At 58.7% G+C, this 14,985-nt stretch carries 15 protein-coding genes and 1 pseudogene; 7 read left to right on the forward strand and 9 right to left on the reverse strand.

Going from position 1 to position 14,985, the window contains the following annotated elements; all coding sequences use genetic code 11:
- Position 1 precedes the first annotated feature (1 nt).
- The 6 genes from ACFDAU_RS12210 to ACFDAU_RS12235 all read left to right on the forward strand — a co-directional run bounded on the left by ACFDAU_RS12210 (position 2) and on the right by ACFDAU_RS12235 (position 4,368).
- Positions 2–265, forward strand: a complete 264-nt coding sequence (locus ACFDAU_RS12210) for a hypothetical protein (protein WP_413437175.1) — start codon at positions 2–4, stop codon at positions 263–265.
- A gap of 2 nt (positions 266–267) precedes the next feature.
- Complete coding sequence (locus ACFDAU_RS12215; protein ID WP_413437176.1) at positions 268–618, forward strand: DUF6516 family protein; 351 nt, start codon at positions 268–270, stop codon at positions 616–618.
- Between the two features lie 73 nt (positions 619–691).
- Entirely contained in the window at positions 692–1,537 is an 846-nt protein-coding gene (locus ACFDAU_RS12220; RefSeq protein ID WP_413437177.1) for an electron transfer flavoprotein subunit beta/FixA family protein, read from the forward strand.
- A gap of 18 nt (positions 1,538–1,555) precedes the next feature.
- Positions 1,556–2,641, forward strand: a complete 1,086-nt coding sequence (locus ACFDAU_RS12225; protein WP_413437178.1) for an electron transfer flavoprotein subunit alpha/FixB family protein — start codon at positions 1,556–1,558, stop codon at positions 2,639–2,641.
- Between the two features lie 9 nt (positions 2,642–2,650).
- On the forward strand, positions 2,651–4,078 hold the full coding sequence (locus ACFDAU_RS12230; RefSeq protein ID WP_413437179.1) for an FAD-dependent oxidoreductase: 1,428 nt from the start codon (positions 2,651–2,653) through the stop codon (positions 4,076–4,078).
- A complete protein-coding gene (locus ACFDAU_RS12235) occupies positions 4,075–4,368 on the forward strand; it encodes a ferredoxin family protein (RefSeq protein WP_413437180.1) in 294 nt (97 codons plus the stop codon). Before ACFDAU_RS12230 ends, ACFDAU_RS12235 begins: the two co-directional genes overlap by 4 nt.
- Positions 4,369–4,442: 74 nt before the next feature.
- Here ACFDAU_RS12235 and ACFDAU_RS12240 read toward each other — a convergent pair whose 3' ends face one another.
- From ACFDAU_RS12240 to ACFDAU_RS12260, 5 genes are all read right to left on the reverse strand, one after another.
- The gene (locus ACFDAU_RS12240) at positions 4,443–4,847 is read right to left on the reverse strand and encodes an ExbD/TolR family protein (RefSeq protein ID WP_413437181.1); all 405 of its coding nucleotides are present in this window, start codon (positions 4,845–4,847) and stop codon (positions 4,443–4,445) included.
- A 13-nt stretch (positions 4,848–4,860) separates the two neighbouring features.
- Positions 4,861–5,523: a MotA/TolQ/ExbB proton channel family protein gene (locus tag ACFDAU_RS12245; protein ID WP_413437182.1), complete on the reverse strand. Its 663-nt coding sequence runs from the start codon at positions 5,521–5,523 to the stop codon at positions 4,861–4,863.
- Positions 5,524–5,561: 38 nt separating this feature from the next.
- Positions 5,562–6,362 (reverse strand): energy transducer TonB, encoded by an 801-nt coding sequence (locus tag ACFDAU_RS12250; protein ID WP_413437183.1) that lies wholly within the window; start codon positions 6,360–6,362, stop codon positions 5,562–5,564.
- Positions 6,278–7,867, reverse strand: coding sequence for a PepSY-associated TM helix domain-containing protein (locus ACFDAU_RS12255; RefSeq protein WP_413437184.1), 1,590 nt, complete (start codon positions 7,865–7,867; stop codon positions 6,278–6,280). Before ACFDAU_RS12255 ends, ACFDAU_RS12250 begins: the two co-directional genes overlap by 85 nt.
- A 100-nt stretch (positions 7,868–7,967) precedes the next feature.
- Entirely contained in the window at positions 7,968–10,253 is a 2,286-nt protein-coding gene (locus ACFDAU_RS12260) for a TonB-dependent receptor (protein WP_413437185.1), read from the reverse strand.
- Positions 10,254–10,606: 353 nt separating this feature from the next.
- Here ACFDAU_RS12260 and ACFDAU_RS12265 point away from each other — a divergent pair, with 353 nt between their 5' ends.
- Positions 10,607–10,951 (forward strand): c-type cytochrome, encoded by a 345-nt coding sequence (locus ACFDAU_RS12265; protein WP_413437186.1) that lies wholly within the window; start codon positions 10,607–10,609, stop codon positions 10,949–10,951.
- Between the two features lie 161 nt (positions 10,952–11,112).
- Here the strand turns inward: ACFDAU_RS12265 and ACFDAU_RS12270 are convergent.
- From ACFDAU_RS12270 to ACFDAU_RS12285, 4 genes and pseudogenes are all read right to left on the reverse strand, one after another.
- Positions 11,113–12,231, reverse strand: a pseudogene (locus tag ACFDAU_RS12270) (methyl-accepting chemotaxis protein); the annotation flags it as partial.
- Between the two features lie 170 nt (positions 12,232–12,401).
- Positions 12,402–12,698, reverse strand: coding sequence for a hypothetical protein (locus ACFDAU_RS12275; protein ID WP_413437187.1), 297 nt, complete (start codon positions 12,696–12,698; stop codon positions 12,402–12,404).
- A 328-nt stretch (positions 12,699–13,026) separates the two neighbouring features.
- On the reverse strand, positions 13,027–14,301 hold the full coding sequence (locus tag ACFDAU_RS12280; RefSeq protein ID WP_413437188.1) for a Rid family hydrolase: 1,275 nt from the start codon (positions 14,299–14,301) through the stop codon (positions 13,027–13,029).
- Positions 14,298–14,978: a hypothetical protein gene (locus ACFDAU_RS12285; RefSeq protein ID WP_413437189.1), complete on the reverse strand. Its 681-nt coding sequence runs from the start codon at positions 14,976–14,978 to the stop codon at positions 14,298–14,300. Before ACFDAU_RS12285 ends, ACFDAU_RS12280 begins: the two co-directional genes overlap by 4 nt.
- Positions 14,979–14,985: the final 7 nt, after the last annotated feature.

The following is a 14,985-nucleotide window of genomic DNA, read 5'->3' on the forward strand; positions in this document are numbered from 1 at the left end:
AATGAGCAATTTTTTTGAGAACATTCCCTATGAAGATGCCGAGCATATCGACCACATCACGAAGCTCACATTTGAGCTGCGGGAAAATCGTTTAGAAGTGCTGAAGAGACAGGGTGTGGCGGATGAGGCGCAGCTCAAGCAGGCTATTATTGAAGGTGCGGTAGCGGAGCATCCCGGCTACGAGGACTACTTGAGCGCCAGCATCATCGATGCGACGAGAGAAGTCATTCGCGATGACCTGAATGCCTATCTGAAGGGACTTTGACCATGCTACTGCATGTTGAGCTGAAGGACGAAATTGCAGCGCAATACACGGACGAGCTCGCGGCGGACCCGACATTCTCGCAGGATGCCCTGACGGTCACGTTTGTTAACGGACTTGTGGTGGAACTGCGCTATCTGAACGCCGACGAATATTCCGTGCAATGGCTATGGCGTGAAGCGCTGCTACGCATCGATACCGCGCCGGTCCATCCAGGGCTTGCGACCTTCCCTAACCATTTTCACGATGCCGACGGCGCGGTGACAGCCGATCCTGTGACTGTTCCGGGCCGGGAACCGTGGGAGAACGTGCGCGCCTTGCTGGATGCGATTCTCGAGAGACCCTTGTTGTGTTGAATCGCTACGGTTCCGCGAACGTGGTTTTGCCATGATTTTACGATGATGCTTTAGTACCCGAGGAGGGAAAGCAATGCACAGCGTGGTTTGCATCAAGCAGGTACCGGACAGCGCCCAGATCCGCATCCATCCGGTCACCAACACCATTATGCGGCAGGGAGTGCCTGCCATCATCAATCCCTACGATCTGTTTGCGCTGGAAGAAGCCTTGCGTCTCAGGGATCATTTCGGCGGCAAGGTCACGGTGATCACCATGGGCCCGTCCCAGGCCGAACCGGCGTTGCGCAAGGCGCTGGCTTACGGCGCGGACGACGCCATTCTGATCACCGACAAGTCTTTTGCCGGTGCCGATACGCTGGCCACCAGCTATGTCCTGGCCGCAGCGATCCGCCAGATCGCCAGGGAAGAGCCGGTGGATATGGTGTTTACCGGCAAACAGACCATCGATGGCGATACCGCTCAGGTAGGCCCAGGCGTCGCCAAACGGCTCGAATTGCAGCTCCTGACTTACGTGTCGAGGATTGTTTCCGTAGACCCGGACAGACGCGAGATCGTGGTGGAACGCCGCGCCGAGGGCGGCGTTCAGGTGCTCAGGACGGCGTTGCCCTGCCTTATCACCATGCTGGAAGGCAGCAATGCCATGCGCTTCGGCTCCATGCCCGACCTGTTCCGCGCCGCCCTCCATCCGCTCAGGCAATGGGACAGAGCGGCAGCAGGTATTGAAGACGTGACCAAGGTTGGCCTCAAGGGTTCGCCGACGATCGTAAACAAGGTGTTCACCCCTACTCCGCGCGCCACCAAGGCGGAAATCATTACGGTGGACGGCGGCAGTTCCCAGGAGCTTACCGTGGCGCTAATCGCCCGCCTGGGTACGCTTTTCCCTCAAGTGGAAAAAGAGCTGGCCAAACGTGCCCGTTAAATCAACAGGATCTATGTCATGAGCGAAGCAGTGCAGACCAGGAAAAGCCGCCACAAGGGCGAACTCAACCCGCGCCTGGCAGCTTACAAAGGCGTGTGGGTGTTCATCGAGCATGAGCGCGGGCAAGCGCATCCGGTGTCGTGGGAGTTGTTGGGCGAGGGGCGCAAGCTCGCCGACCTGCTGGGTGTGGAACTCGCCGGCGTGGTGCTGGGCGCAGCCGGCGAGGAAACCCGGCGCTTCTGCGCGGAAGCCTGCCGGTACGGTGCGGACCTGTGCTACCTGATGGAGAACGAGGTATTGCGGGACTACCGCAACGACCCGTTCACACAGGGACTGACTGAATTGGTAAACACTTACCAGCCGGAAATCCTGTTGCTGGGCGCCACCACCCAGGGGCGCGATTTGGCGGGGAGCGTGGCGACCACGCTGCAGACCGGCCTCACCGCCGACTGCACGGGGCTCACCATCGATCCGGAAAACCGCGGCCTGCTGGCCACCCGCCCCACTTTCGGCGGCAGCCTGCTATGTACCATCGTCACCCTCAACTACCGTCCGCAGATGGCTACCGTGCGCCCGCGGGTGATGGCCATGCCGGAGCGTGACGCAAACCGCACCGGGCGCATCGTCGAACATCCCCTGACGCTGGCGGAAGACGACATCGTCACCAAGGTGCTGGAATTCATCGCCGACGACAGCCGGGACAAACCCCAGCTGCCTTTCGCCGATGTGATCGTGGCCGGCGGCCGCGGTTTGGGCAAGCCGGAGAACTTTCAATTGATCTGGGATCTGGCGGAAGTATTGGGCGCCGAGGTGGGCGCTTCCCGTCCGGTGGTGCAGGCGGGCTGGGTGGAACCGGACCGGCAGGTCGGCCAGTCCGGCAAAACGGTGCGTCCCAAGCTGTATATCGCCGTCGGCATCTCCGGTGCCATTCAGCACCGGGTAGGGATGGAAGGAGCGGATTGCATCATCGCCATCAATAACGATCCCAATGCGCCGATTTTCGATTTCGCCCATCTCGGCATCGTCGGCGATGCGCTGACGCTACTGCCGGCCCTGACCGAGGCGTTTCGGCAGAAGCTGGCAACCATGAAACAAACAGGATAGGCGGGAAACATGAGTGAAATGGTTCAGGCAGGGATGCCGGCGCAAGCCGGCAACTCGCAAATGGTTCAAGCCGGGATGACGGCGCCAGACGGCGATTCGCAAACGAATCAGACCGCAAAACTGGCGGCAGCCGCCAGCGCGCAAAAATTCGATGTGATCGTGGTGGGTGCCGGACCGGCGGGCAATGCCGCCGCCTATACCCTGGCCAAGGCCGGGCTGGCCGTGCTGCAACTGGAGCGGGGCGAGGCGCCCGGCTCCAAAAACGTGCAGGGCGCGATCCTTTACTCCGACGCGTTGGAACGCATCATTCCCGATTTCCGCGATAGCGCGCCGCTGGAGCGGCACATCATCGAGCAGCGGATGTGGGTGCTGGACGACGAGTCCTATATCGGCACTACTTTTCGTTCCAACGACTTCAACAAGCCGCCCCACAACCGCTACACCATCATCCGCGCCAAGTTCGACAAATGGTTTTCGAAGAAAGTGCGAGAGGCAGGTGCACTGGTGATTTGCGAAGTCACCGTCAAGGAACTGCTGCGCAGCAAGCAAGGCAAGGTGATCGGCGTGGAGGTGGACCGGAAGCACGGCAAGATCTACGCCGACGTGGTGATCCTTGCCGACGGCGTGAATTCCACACTGGCCCGCAAAGCCGGATTCCGCGGGGAATTGAAGCCGAAAGATGTCGCCCTGGCAGTGAAGGAAATCCATTTCCTGCCCAGAGACGTGGTGGAGAGCCGCTTTAACATCGGCAAAGATGAAGGAGTGGTGATAGAAATGCTGGGCAAGATCACCCAGGGCATGATGGGTACCGGTTTCCTTTATGCCAACAAGGATTCCATCAGCATCGGCGTAGGCTGCATGCTGTCCGATTTCATGGCGCAGAAAACCACTCCCTTCGAACTGCTGGAACGCACCAAGGCGCATCCCGCCATCAAGCCGCTATTGCAAGGCGGAGAGATGAAGGAATACTCCGCCCATCTCATCCCCGAGGGCGGCTACCATGCGATTCCCCAAGTGTACGGCGACGGCTGGCTGATCGTGGGTGACTCCGGCATGTTCGTCAACGCGGTGCATCGCGAAGGCTCCAATCTGGCGATGACCACCGGGCGCATAGCCGCGGAAACAGTGATCGAGCTATACGCCGCGAAAAAGGCCATGAGCGCTCACAATCTGGCCGCGTACAAACAGCGGTTGGACGGCAGCTTCGTGATGGATGACATGAAAAAATACAAGAACCTGCCGGATATTTTTCACACCAACAAGCAGTTCTTCACCACCTATCCCGAGTTGCTGAACCGTTCCGCCTATACCCTGCTCATGGTGGACGGCGAGGGAAAACGTGCCAAGGAAAACGCGATTTTCAACAGTTTTCGCGAACGCCGCACACTGTTCGGCATACTGGGCGACGCCTTCAAACTGTGGAGGGCAATACGATGACAACGACTGCGAAAGTCGAAGAAAGCCTGTTCCAGAACCGCTACCTGCTGGATGCAGACACCCCACACATCCGCATCAGAGACCCCGAAATTTGTGTCACAAGCTGCGCAACCAAGCAATGCGCCGTGTGCTGCCCTGCCGGCTGCTACACCGTGGAAGGCGGGAAAGTGATGCTCACAACCGACGGCTGCCTGGAGTGCGGCACCTGCCGGGTGGTCTGCGACACCCATATCAATGTGGAATGGGAATACCCCCGCAGCGGCTATGGCATCCAGTACAAGTTCGGCTGATCTCAAGAGGGCCAGAATCAAGTCGGCGTTACCGACTCGCAGGCTCATTCTTTCCGTCCCGGGCGCAATCCTGGTCAATTATGCACCGTGACAAACAGCAGCTTGCTGATTCCCGCGCGCTGCACCACCGCCATAGCCTGCGCCACCTGGCTGTAGGGAACGCGCCCGTCAGCCTGAAGTTGAACCGCAGTGTCGGCGTTTTCCGTCCGCAGCCGTTTGAGTGCGCCTTCCAAGCGGTCGAGTGATATCTTTTTCCGGTCGAGGAAAATATCGCCTTGCGCGTCGATGCCAAGTTGCAGCGTGCGTGTCTGCTTGAGGGACGCCACCTGCGCCGTTTTTGGCAACTGCACCTTCACCGCTTGCATCAGCAGCGGGGCGGTGACGATAAACACCACCAGTAGCACCAGCATCACATCCACCAGCGGGGTGACGTTGATTTCACTCATCACTGTCAGCTCGGATCGGGTATGAAATATCATTGCCTGCCTCCCTTTATGATTGGGCCTGGAAACCGGATTTCATCGCCAGACGCAGAAAATCCATGGCAAAGTCATCCATTTCGGCCATATACAGCCGCAGCCGGCGCACGCCATAGTTGTATGCCAGGACCGCAGGGATCGCGGTAGCGATGCCCAACGCGGTGGCGATCAGTGCTTCACCGATCGGTCCCGCCACTACATCCAGCCCGGTGGAACCACTGTGGCTGATGCCCTGGAGCGCGTGCATGATGCCCCACACCGTGCCGAACAAACCGACGAAGGGGGCAGTGGCGCCGACGCTAGCCAGTATCATCAGGCCGCTCTCCAGCCGGTGCTGGAGTTTCTGGATCTGTTGGCGCAGCCCCCGTTCCAGGACGTCCTGGCGGTCGCCGCGCTGCCCCAGCGAGGGGGTAGCGTCGCTTTCGACTTCGCGCAATGCCGCGAGACCCGCGCGGCACAACGCCGCAAGTGTGCCTTGCGCGTCTGCGGCGAGGGCTTCCGCTTCGCGCCAGCCGGGTGCACCCCAGAATGCTTGTTGAAACTGTTTGTTCTGTCGGGACAGCCGCCATTGCAGCCAGCCTTTGCGCACGATAAGCGTCCAGGTTCCGAGGGAAAAAACAGCCAGCACCCATAAGGTGGCGGCAAATACGGTTGACGAGGTAAATCCAGGCATCATAATCTTTCTGTCAATAATTCACCGAAACGGGCTTCAGTCTAGCTTTCCAATCGGAAGGTGACCGGCACTTCCACCCATGCCGCTACTGTTTGATCACCGCGCCGGGCGGGGAGGAAACGCCATTGTTTCACCGCTTCCAGCGCCGCCTGGTCGAGCACCGCATAGCCGCTACTTTTTTCCACCCGCGCTTGCAGGCAATTTCCTTCGACCGACACCTCGGCCCGCACCAGCACCGTTCCCTGGTAGCCATTGTGCCTCGCCATCAGCGGATAAAACGGCGGCGGATTGTGCAAATAGGCTACGCTGAAGCGGGGTGGCTCCAGTGGCGGCGTAGCCGGAACGGCAGCAATGGCCGCCGGAGGAGATATCACCGGAGCCGGTTCCGGCTCCGCTACTGCTGGCACAGAAGATGGCACGGAGGCCACCTCAACCGATTTTTGTACCGGCCGGGAAGAAAACGCGCGACGCGCCCGGGATGTCTGCACAACCTGATGCTGTTTCGGCGCCGGCAACATCTTGCGCTTTTCCGTCGGGGGCGTAATGGGGGGCGAGAGAGGCGCCGCCATCAGCGTGGCTTCCACTACGGTTGGTGTGATTGAGGGATGAACCCGCGCCGCCTGCGAGTGAAAAAATCCATAACCGACCGCGACGTGCACGGTCAACGCCAATACCAGCGCAGTAATCCAGCCGCCCTCACTCCGCCCGCCCCAATCTTCGCTGCCGATCACGACCATGGGCGGAGTGAGCAGTGCCGTCACATCCATTTCTTGCGCCACCAGCGCGGTATGCCGGTCAGCACCAGCAGTATCGCCGCCACCGCGAACAGATCGTTCATCCATTTCCACTGGACATGGATCAGAAGACCACTATGCAGTCCATCAAACACGTCGAACCAGGTGGCTTGCGTTACCTCCGGCAAGGCCGTTGACACGTCGGATGAGGGACGATCGGTAATTTTGAATCCGTGAACGCTTTTCCATGCCCAGCCGCCGCCGGGGAGTGCCGTCACATCGGAGGGCATCATGCCGGCACTCCGCACGACCCGCCACGCACCACCGTCGGTTTTGACAAAATTCGGGCTGCCCATGCCGCCGATGAACAGGGCACCGCCCACCCGCCGCATCGTCCAGATGAAACCTGACGCCGCTTCGTCGCGCGCCCACGTGTGACCGCTATCAGTCGAGGTGAACAGACCGGCACGGGTACCTATGCTCAAAGTATTTGCCGCACCTGGATAACCAGCGATAGCATAGATTTGATCCTGCCAGTTTCCCATTTTATACACCGGCGGTAGCCAGGCGCGGGTGAGCGAAATGGAGTGCATCCAGCGGTTGAGAGCCGTACCGTGGTCGAGCAGGATTCCGGTTAAGCACAGATAGACAATGGGCACCAGCGTCACGATACCGGCTAGCGGCCCATGCAGCCGGAACAGCCAGCGGATGGTACGGCCCTTGGTGCGGGCCGACACTTCTTGTCCCGCCCGGCGCCGACGTTTCCAGTGCTTGGGCAGCGCCCAGTAAAGAAACCCGGTCAACGGCAACAGCACCAGGGCGAACGCGGCGATGTCATTGAGCAACAGCGAAGCGCCGCCGGAAAAGATGCCGCGGCCAAAATGCACATCATGTACCAGCCGGGAAAGATCGACCCATGCCGGCAACAGGTGCGGATCAAGCGGTTGCAAATCTAACCACTCCACCAGTCGGGGTTGCGCGGTGTCGAGACGAAACACGCGGCTGCGCTCAACCACACCCAGCAGGGCCCCGCCCCGATCTCCGGCCGTAAGCGCGGTTACCAGCTGCCCCGACAGCGCGATGCGCGCGAAGCTGTGTCCGCCATCGGCAGAGCGCCAAACGCCGTCGTCCGTCGCCAGCCACAACCGTTGCCACCCCCTTACAGGATCGGGCTCGATGGCAAGAATTTGCGGTTGTCCGGCACGTTTTTCGAAACCCGGGCGCGACCAGTGGCGCCCGTTATCCACGCTCAGCCAAAGACCGCGTCGTCCGCCTGCAAGCCGGTCGGTAGGTTTTTGCGGATTTATCTGGTAAAGCCCGACTGCCCCATGAACACTTTTGGCGGCGACGGCGTGCGGCAGCCAGGCGGCGGGAAACGCGGGTTGCCACAGCCAGCGCCAGTCACGATGGTCGATGGCGAAGCCGGTCGTCCCCAGCACCGCCAGCCAGAGGGCGGCGAGCAGGCCCGTCCACTTATGGATGCGGTGCAACGTCCAGATGCGGGCAGATTTCGTCGCCGTCGACCGGCCTTGCCGGATAGCGTCCGGCAGCGGGCAACCGTCGATAAGAATTGCCTGCTGGTGATCCCCGCCGCTATGAGAAAATACGTTCATCAATATTTTTATTTCACTAAGCATCAATAAAATTATCGGCCCGACTGGGTGCGCGGGGCTTGACCGGAGGACGGGATCAACCATCCCCCCGCCACCTCGTTCAATAATCGATTTTTACCGCGACGTAAAAAGTGCGTTGCGGGTACGGATGGTAAGCGTAATAACGGTAGTTATTCAGGTTATCCACCCCGACCGAAGCAGTGACGAGCTTTGCGAACACGTAGTTCACCTTGGTGTCCACCACGAAGAAGCGGCTGGTCCCGCCGTAGGTGTCCGGGTTGCTGTCGATGTTGTCCAGGGTGTTGTATTGCCGGCCGCTGTAGCGCGCGGCCAGGGTGTAGGTCAGACGATCGCCCTGGTGGTAAGTCGCCACGGCGGTGGCGCGCCAGTTTGGCACGCGCGGCTGCTGCTTGCCGACGCTGGCGGGGAACTTGTCGTTCTTCAGGATGACCGAATCCACATAGGTCAAACTGCCGGATAAATCGAGCCCCCGCACTGCAATGTCCTTGCCCTGGTAGGCAAGTTCGATCCCCCGGGTGCGAATCTTGTCAATGTTCTGGATGCTGGTCACGGTGGGGAATACCGTGACGTTGGTTTGGCTATAGAGCGCGTCGGCGACATCTTCCTGGAACAGGGACAGACGCAGCAGGCCATTCTGGAGGTTGCGTTCGACGGTAAATTCGCTGGACCATGCCTTCTCCGGCTTGAGATTGGGATCATTGTTGACGATGGCGCCACTGTTGATGGTGCCCTGGAACAGTTCGCTAACCGTCGGCATGCGGTAGGCGCGGCCATGCGAAGCGCGCAGCAGCCAGTCAGGGGCTGCCTGAAAAGCGAGCGATGCCTTGGGCGAGGAGAAACCCTCGCTACGTGCGGAATACCCGAGCGTCGTGGCGGCGTTGGAAAGCGAGCCGTCGAAAGCGTGCCAATATTCGTAGCGTTCGCCCAGCGTAAGTTTCCAGGCGGGCGCGAAGCGCCATGCATCCTGCACAAACAATGCCTGCGTCTCGGTATCTCCGGCGAACGCGGAGACGCGCGCGGCAGTGGCGCCGGACAGCCAGTTGACAGTGCTGAAAACGCGACTGTCAAGGATGTAGTGGTCATAGTGGTAACCGAACTCGACCTGGTGCGTGCCTTTGTCCAATCCGGGCCGCCAGTCAGCCTTGAGATCGAGGGTGCGCCAACCGGTGCCGTCGCCAAGGGCGATCTGCCCAGCGCCGCCGCTTTGCGCCGCTGGCAGCGCGCTCGCTGGTGAGCGTTGCTCATCCTTGCCGAAGTTGTACCAGCTAGTAACAGCTTGCCAATCCCACGCCCCGCCAGTGTCGCTCTTCAGTGATAAGCCGTGCATCCAGTGCTCTTCCTTGCGCTTGCCCGGCTGGAAGGTGTTTGCCGCCAGCGAATAGCGATAGCCGTCGATATTGACGTTGCCGCTATAGACGGGATGGCCGTTGGGATCGCGCAGGTAGCTTTGCACGGAAACGTCGGAGTCGTCCTGCCAGTAGCCTAGGCTATAGGCAGCGCTCAGCGTCGGTGTCAAGTCATAGGCCAGCTTGAGATTGAAGTTGTCCTGCACGGTATGATCGATGCTCGTCGCCCCCAGCACCACGCGTGGCTTGCCGTTGGCGTCGTTGTCGCGGTAAGCGCCGGTGACAACCGTATCGCCAGCGCCAGCGGTGCTGGCACTGGCGCCGAGTGTGGCGAACGTCATCGGTTGACCATGGCTGTCCAGATGATTGGCGCCGATGAACCAGCTCAGGTCGCCGTGGCGGTTGCCGAGCAAGGCATTGAACTGGGAACCGTTGTAATCGCTGTCCGTGCCGTAGAGTTTGAAGTTTTGCGAAAAACTTTGCACTTTGGCGTGGGCTTCGAATTTCTCCGGCATACGGGTGGTGATAAGAACCGTGGTTCCCATCGAGTTGCCCGGATAGGCCGCCGAGAAGGGGCCATAGATGACGTCGATACGCTTGATTTCCTCGGGAGGCACCATGCTCCAGCGCGGTGGGAAATTGTAGCTGTTGCCGAGCAGGTTGGACAATAGCAGTCCGTCGGCGTAGACCAGTGAGCGGGCGCTGCTGAGCGAACCGGAAGTGCGCGTGACGATAATGCTGTTGCGATCGCCGATGTAACGTTTACGGATTTGCACGCTGGGCAGGTATTTCACTGCGTCCTCGCTGTTGACGACGTTGACGGTTTCCCCAATCTCTTTTGCCGTCACACCCTCATGCACGGCCGGCAAGTTGGGGTCAACGGCCGGCAACTCGCCGCGCACCACGACCTCGGGCAGTTGCGTGTCCGGATTGGCTTCCCCGGCATATGCTGCCGTCCAGTTTGCAGCAGTTGCCAGAGCGGCGCAGAACAGCCACCGCCACGCGTTCATTTTTCGCATGCCGATCTCCCCACTTCGGATTGTTTGCGCTAGCTTAAGAGGCTGCGCCACAACCTGTAAATGCGTCATAGTGACGCGCGGCAATTCGCCGCATTACTTCACTTCCGCCACATCTCCCTGCACCCTTGCGCGGTCACTTGTGTGCGCGAAATTCCTGATTTTGACTGGCGGCGACACGTGGATTAATTGTGTCACGTTAAAAGTTTGGAAACCTTGATGCAGATCAAGGACAGACGCGGGCTGGTTCTATAACCTGCATACAACAGGCGGGTTGCCATTACCCTTGTTGCAAGGGACTGGCTCCTGTCGGCTTGTTCTACCTTACCGATGTCATTTTCATTATGGAGATTGTTATGAATGCAAAATACCTGTTCGTCGCTGCGATTGCCTTATTACCGTTATCCGGCATTGCGCAGGCGGCAGGAGATCCAAAGGTAAAAAGCATGATGGCACATAGCGATTGCTTTACCTGCCATTCGGTAGATCATCAGGTGATCGGCCCGGCATACAAGGATGTCGCCAAACGCTATCACGGCACCAAGGCATCTCCCGCCATCATCGCCACGCTCGCCGGGAAAATCATCAAGGGCGGGAACGGAAACTGGAACAAGGAAACGGGTGGCGCACCAATGACCGCTCACCCTAAGATGTCAAAAGCCGAGGCTGAGGATATGGCCAAATGGATTCTTGCCCAATAAAAGCCAGGCGTGGGCCGGAGATACGGGGGTAAATGGCTTGATGCAAGGATCAATGTTGTTCGACCACGTGGTCCGCTCTTGACGCAAGCTGCCCTCTCTTCCCGTTTCAGCGTGGCAACTAAAGTGGACTCCTCGGTCAAGACTATATTGTGGAGTCGAGTTTAAGGGTGCAACCGATCACACGCAGTGGAACGGTGCAGCCTTGGGTTTGTTTCTGTTTCTGGGCGCGCTTTTGTGATGTGGGAGATGCTTGCCAGCCGAGGCATCATCGTTACCTGGTCGCGCAGAACCGGGATGTCCATTCGCTTGCTGCATGTTGCCTGACTTTCCTCACCCAGCTTGAACACGCGCACCGCTTGGGCAAGTTTGTCTGCCTGATCCCGCAGACTCTCAGCTGCGGCCGCGGCTTGTTCCACCAGTGCGGCGTTCTGCTGCGTGGCCTCGTCCATCTGCCCCACCGCCTGGTTGACCTGCTCGATGCCAACGCTCTGTTGCTGGCTCGCGGTAGCGATGCCACTGATGATGTCAACAACCAATTCCACTGAAGTCACGATGTCATCCATCGCCTCGCCTGCCTCATCCACCAGTTTGCTGCCAGCGTCTACCTTTTCCACCGAGTCACCGATCAGGATCTTGATTTCCTTGGCGGCTCCGGCGCTGCGCTGCGCCAGGTTCCTGACTTCGGCCGCTACCACGGCAAAGCCGCGGCCCTGTTCGCCGGCACGCGCGGCTTCCACCGCCGCATTCAGTGCCAGGATATTGGTCTGGAAGGCGATGCCGTCAATCACACCGATGATGTCGGATATTTTGCGCGAGCTGGTCTTGATGGACGCCATGGTGTCGACCACTTGCCCGACGAGTCGACCGCCATTGACCGCAATCTCGGCTGTCGAGCCCACCAGCTGGTTTGCATGGCGTGCGTGTTCGGCATTCTGCTTCACGGTGCTGGTGAGTTCTTCCATCGAGCTGGCGGTCTCTTCCAGATTCGATGCCTGTGATTCGGTGCGGCTGGACAGGTCGGCGTTTCCCGAGGCAATCTCGCTCGCTGCCGCCCTGATGCTATTCACGCTTGAGCCGACATCAGACATTACCGACACCAAATTGGCATTCATCTGATTGAGCGCGCGCATCAGTTGTCCCGTCTCGTCTGAAGGAGTCATCTCGAATCGGGCCGACAAGTCGCCCCCCGCGATTGCGCGCGCAACCTCAACCGCCTTGTCGAGCGGTTTCAGGATCGTGCGCGAGATGAAAAAACCAAAAAGCACCGACAAAATGGCTCCGATGCCGCATGCGACAAGGATCAGCGTCGGAATCCAGCTCTGGCTACCGGATGCCCTGACCAAAGCGCTCGTTTCCCACCAACCCATCGCACCCAAGGCGAGCATCAGCACGGCTCCGATGCCGGTAGTCAGAGCAATTCGGAGGTTGATTGGGATGTTCCTGATGGATATCATTTTAATTTGCTCCCACTCTCATATTCATGATGTTGCTTCCCTTGCACGAGCAAGGTATTGCTGTGGATTTGATAATCCTGAATCGGCTTTCCGTCTGATCTATTCATTTTTCTAAAATATCTAAAAACAATAGAATAATATTCTGATAGTCTTATCGACAAATAACGCGAAGACTTTAACAATGCCGGTGCTTCTGCCAATGCTTGGATATTGCCCATGAGCATGGCGTTCTCCGTCGCCAATTGCTTACCCAAACATCCAACGTCTTCCACCTTGCAGGCAAAAGAGGTCATGGATTGTTACCTTTTTTGGCTTCGCAACAGTTTTGGAACAATTTCTGTTTGACTCTCGACAAGGAGCGTATGAGCACTTACCCCATATCTCCGGCATGAACAACTCACCATCATCCGAAAGCCTTTACAATTACCCGCCCGATTGCCGTTGCAATACTGCCGGATTAAAACTTCAAACTTCACCTAGCCGAAACAATAACCACTTCAGCGCGGCGGAATATCAAGCATTAACGGGTCTCCTGGCGGGAAGTTCCTGGCCACAATTCAACGCTGATATATCGCCAAATTTGCACGCTGCCTGACACTTTTTGAGGCTGCGCCCGCTGCATCAGAAGGAGGGAAGTGTGGGCTCATCATTAGTCATGACCCCGATGCCTTCAACTTCGACCAGCCATTCCGGCCGGCAGACGGAACCCTGGACGATGAGGATGGGCAGATCAGGGAAACGATGCTCAAGATACCTGTCAACGCACGCGAAATCCGTCGGATCCCGCAGGTACACGAGCAAGTACATCATGTCGGCCAGACTGGCTGAGCCTGAACTCAAGAGAGCGTCAACATTGCTGAGCGCCAAGTCGAGTTGACGGAGAACGTTACCAGGATGCACGACCCGCCCAACGCGATCGATGCTCGCTGTTCCCGAGATGAAAAAATGTGACCGGTCGGCGTAGGCGATACGCGTGCCCCGCTCGAAAGTGACGTTGTAGTCCTTGGTCGCGCACAGATGGTCGAAGTCATTGAGATACGACATCTGTTCCGGCGCCAGGCCGAGGATGGAATAGGCGTCCATCGCAACAAGATCGGATCGGTGCGCACAGGCGCCTTCAATGCCGGTGCTTGCAATATAATGCGTGTCGTTGGTCAGCCCCTGCTGCGAGAACAGTTCGCTCCGGCTGTCCACCATTCCCTGATAGAACACATCGACGTCCTTGAGGTAAATCCATGTCCTGATGCAGTGGTCGCGAAGCGTGCTACCCTGACTTGACAGGGTGTCGATCAGATCGTTGAAGACTTTGCGCGTCTGCACTTCCACTGTCGAGGCCGAGGCGTCGCAGGCACCGGCGCAGAGCCGGGTGCTCCAGAGATGGCGCAAACCGTTCTTCTCGACAACCAGATGCTTCGGCGTAAGACGATGTTTTGTGAAGTGGCCCTGGCTTTCGACGTGGTACGCCAGTAGCGCAATCTTGGCGCCGGACAATGGTGCCTGCTGCACAATCGAGACGGCTACCGGACTATCGAGCGGTTCGCAAACCAAATCGCTATCGCGGACCAATGCGGCCTGATTCAGCACATCGCTGAGGAAAATCCGCCGGAATATCGCAGTATCGGGCGCCAGGCCAAGCGCTCTTCTCGCTTCTGCGTAGCGCTCCTGGACAAGTTCGATCTGCTCGCCAAGACAGAAACCATTAGGAACTTCCACGGAGATGAAATGCTCCGCCCCGCCACTCGTCCCATAGAAGCTCCTGGCGATCACACCGTCAATGCGGCATGGCATGGCGACTTCCTGATTGAATGGCGGCGCTGTTTTTGGCGACTGCTGTATAGAGAACCCGTTCCAGTAATCGCCAATCATCCCGGCGCAAAGCTCGCCCTGATTTTTCATGTCGCCACGCTAATCGGCTGGTCTGGAAACGAAAGCTGATTACGGTCACGCCAATTCGGGCGGACATAATTGATCTCGAGCAAGCGTCGCACGCCGATGATCGGGCGCGGGTCGAAGCCGTGCCAGGTATCGGCCCCGGGAACGAAGATCACTGCCGAATTGAACTCGGCCGAACTCCGACCGACCCAGCGGCGCTCCGCATCGTAGATATCGGTGCCCCAATTTTTGGCCTCGGGACCCGTGCACAGATAAATGACCATGGAGAACAACTTTTCGGGAATATCATGATGCGGTTCGAGCCAGGCGCCATCGGTATCCTGGATATATTCCATGCGTAGATAGCTGCCAGAGACATCAATCTCGCAGGTCTCCCCGAACTGGCGGGCAATCTCCGGGCGTTGCAGCGCATCGGCGAACACTGCGCAGGTAGGAAAGCTTGCGCGTAACGCTGGTGTGAAGAAGGCCCGCTTACTATTGTCGATGTCGCGCACACCCAGGCTATCACCGATCACCGGAGGCGCGATCGGCAGGATCAGGACGGCTGTGGCAAGGCTTTCCGGCAATACGTCGTCAAGCAGCCAATGGCGGTAAGGCGTCTCGTCGCGACGTGCGGCACGCAATGCACGGCCGAAATGACTGGCGACCGCGGCCGCATCGGGCACGTGAGGAAAGCTCATGGTTGCG

It is taken from the genome of Sulfuriferula sp. GW1, assembly GCF_047300855.1.
In the GTDB taxonomy this organism is placed as follows: domain Bacteria; phylum Pseudomonadota; class Gammaproteobacteria; order Burkholderiales; family Sulfuriferulaceae; genus Sulfuriferula.

Coding starts and splice junctions, on each gene's coding strand:
- ACFDAU_RS12210 (WP_413437175.1), top strand. CDS start 2: ATGAGCAATTTTTTTGAGAACATTCCCTATGAAGATGCCGAGCATATC.
- ACFDAU_RS12215 (WP_413437176.1), top strand. CDS start 268: ATGCTACTGCATGTTGAGCTGAAGGACGAAATTGCAGCGCAATACACG.
- ACFDAU_RS12220 (WP_413437177.1), top strand. CDS start 692: ATGCACAGCGTGGTTTGCATCAAGCAGGTACCGGACAGCGCCCAGATC.
- ACFDAU_RS12225 (WP_413437178.1), top strand. CDS start 1,556: ATGAGCGAAGCAGTGCAGACCAGGAAAAGCCGCCACAAGGGCGAACTC.
- ACFDAU_RS12230 (WP_413437179.1), top strand. CDS start 2,651: ATGAGTGAAATGGTTCAGGCAGGGATGCCGGCGCAAGCCGGCAACTCG.
- ACFDAU_RS12235 (WP_413437180.1), top strand. CDS start 4,075: ATGACAACGACTGCGAAAGTCGAAGAAAGCCTGTTCCAGAACCGCTAC.
- ACFDAU_RS12240 (WP_413437181.1), bottom strand. CDS start 4,847: ATGATATTTCATACCCGATCCGAGCTGACAGTGATGAGTGAAATCAAC.
- ACFDAU_RS12245 (WP_413437182.1), bottom strand. CDS start 5,523: ATGATGCCTGGATTTACCTCGTCAACCGTATTTGCCGCCACCTTATGG.
- ACFDAU_RS12250 (WP_413437183.1), bottom strand. CDS start 6,362: ATGGATGAACGATCTGTTCGCGGTGGCGGCGATACTGCTGGTGCTGAC.
- ACFDAU_RS12255 (WP_413437184.1), bottom strand. CDS start 7,867: ATGAACGTATTTTCTCATAGCGGCGGGGATCACCAGCAGGCAATTCTT.
- ACFDAU_RS12260 (WP_413437185.1), bottom strand. CDS start 10,253: ATGCGAAAAATGAACGCGTGGCGGTGGCTGTTCTGCGCCGCTCTGGCA.
- ACFDAU_RS12265 (WP_413437186.1), top strand. CDS start 10,607: ATGAATGCAAAATACCTGTTCGTCGCTGCGATTGCCTTATTACCGTTA.
- ACFDAU_RS12275 (WP_413437187.1), bottom strand. CDS start 12,698: ATGACCTCTTTTGCCTGCAAGGTGGAAGACGTTGGATGTTTGGGTAAG.
- ACFDAU_RS12280 (WP_413437188.1), bottom strand. CDS start 14,301: ATGAAAAATCAGGGCGAGCTTTGCGCCGGGATGATTGGCGATTACTGG.
- ACFDAU_RS12285 (WP_413437189.1), bottom strand. CDS start 14,978: ATGAGCTTTCCTCACGTGCCCGATGCGGCCGCGGTCGCCAGTCATTTC.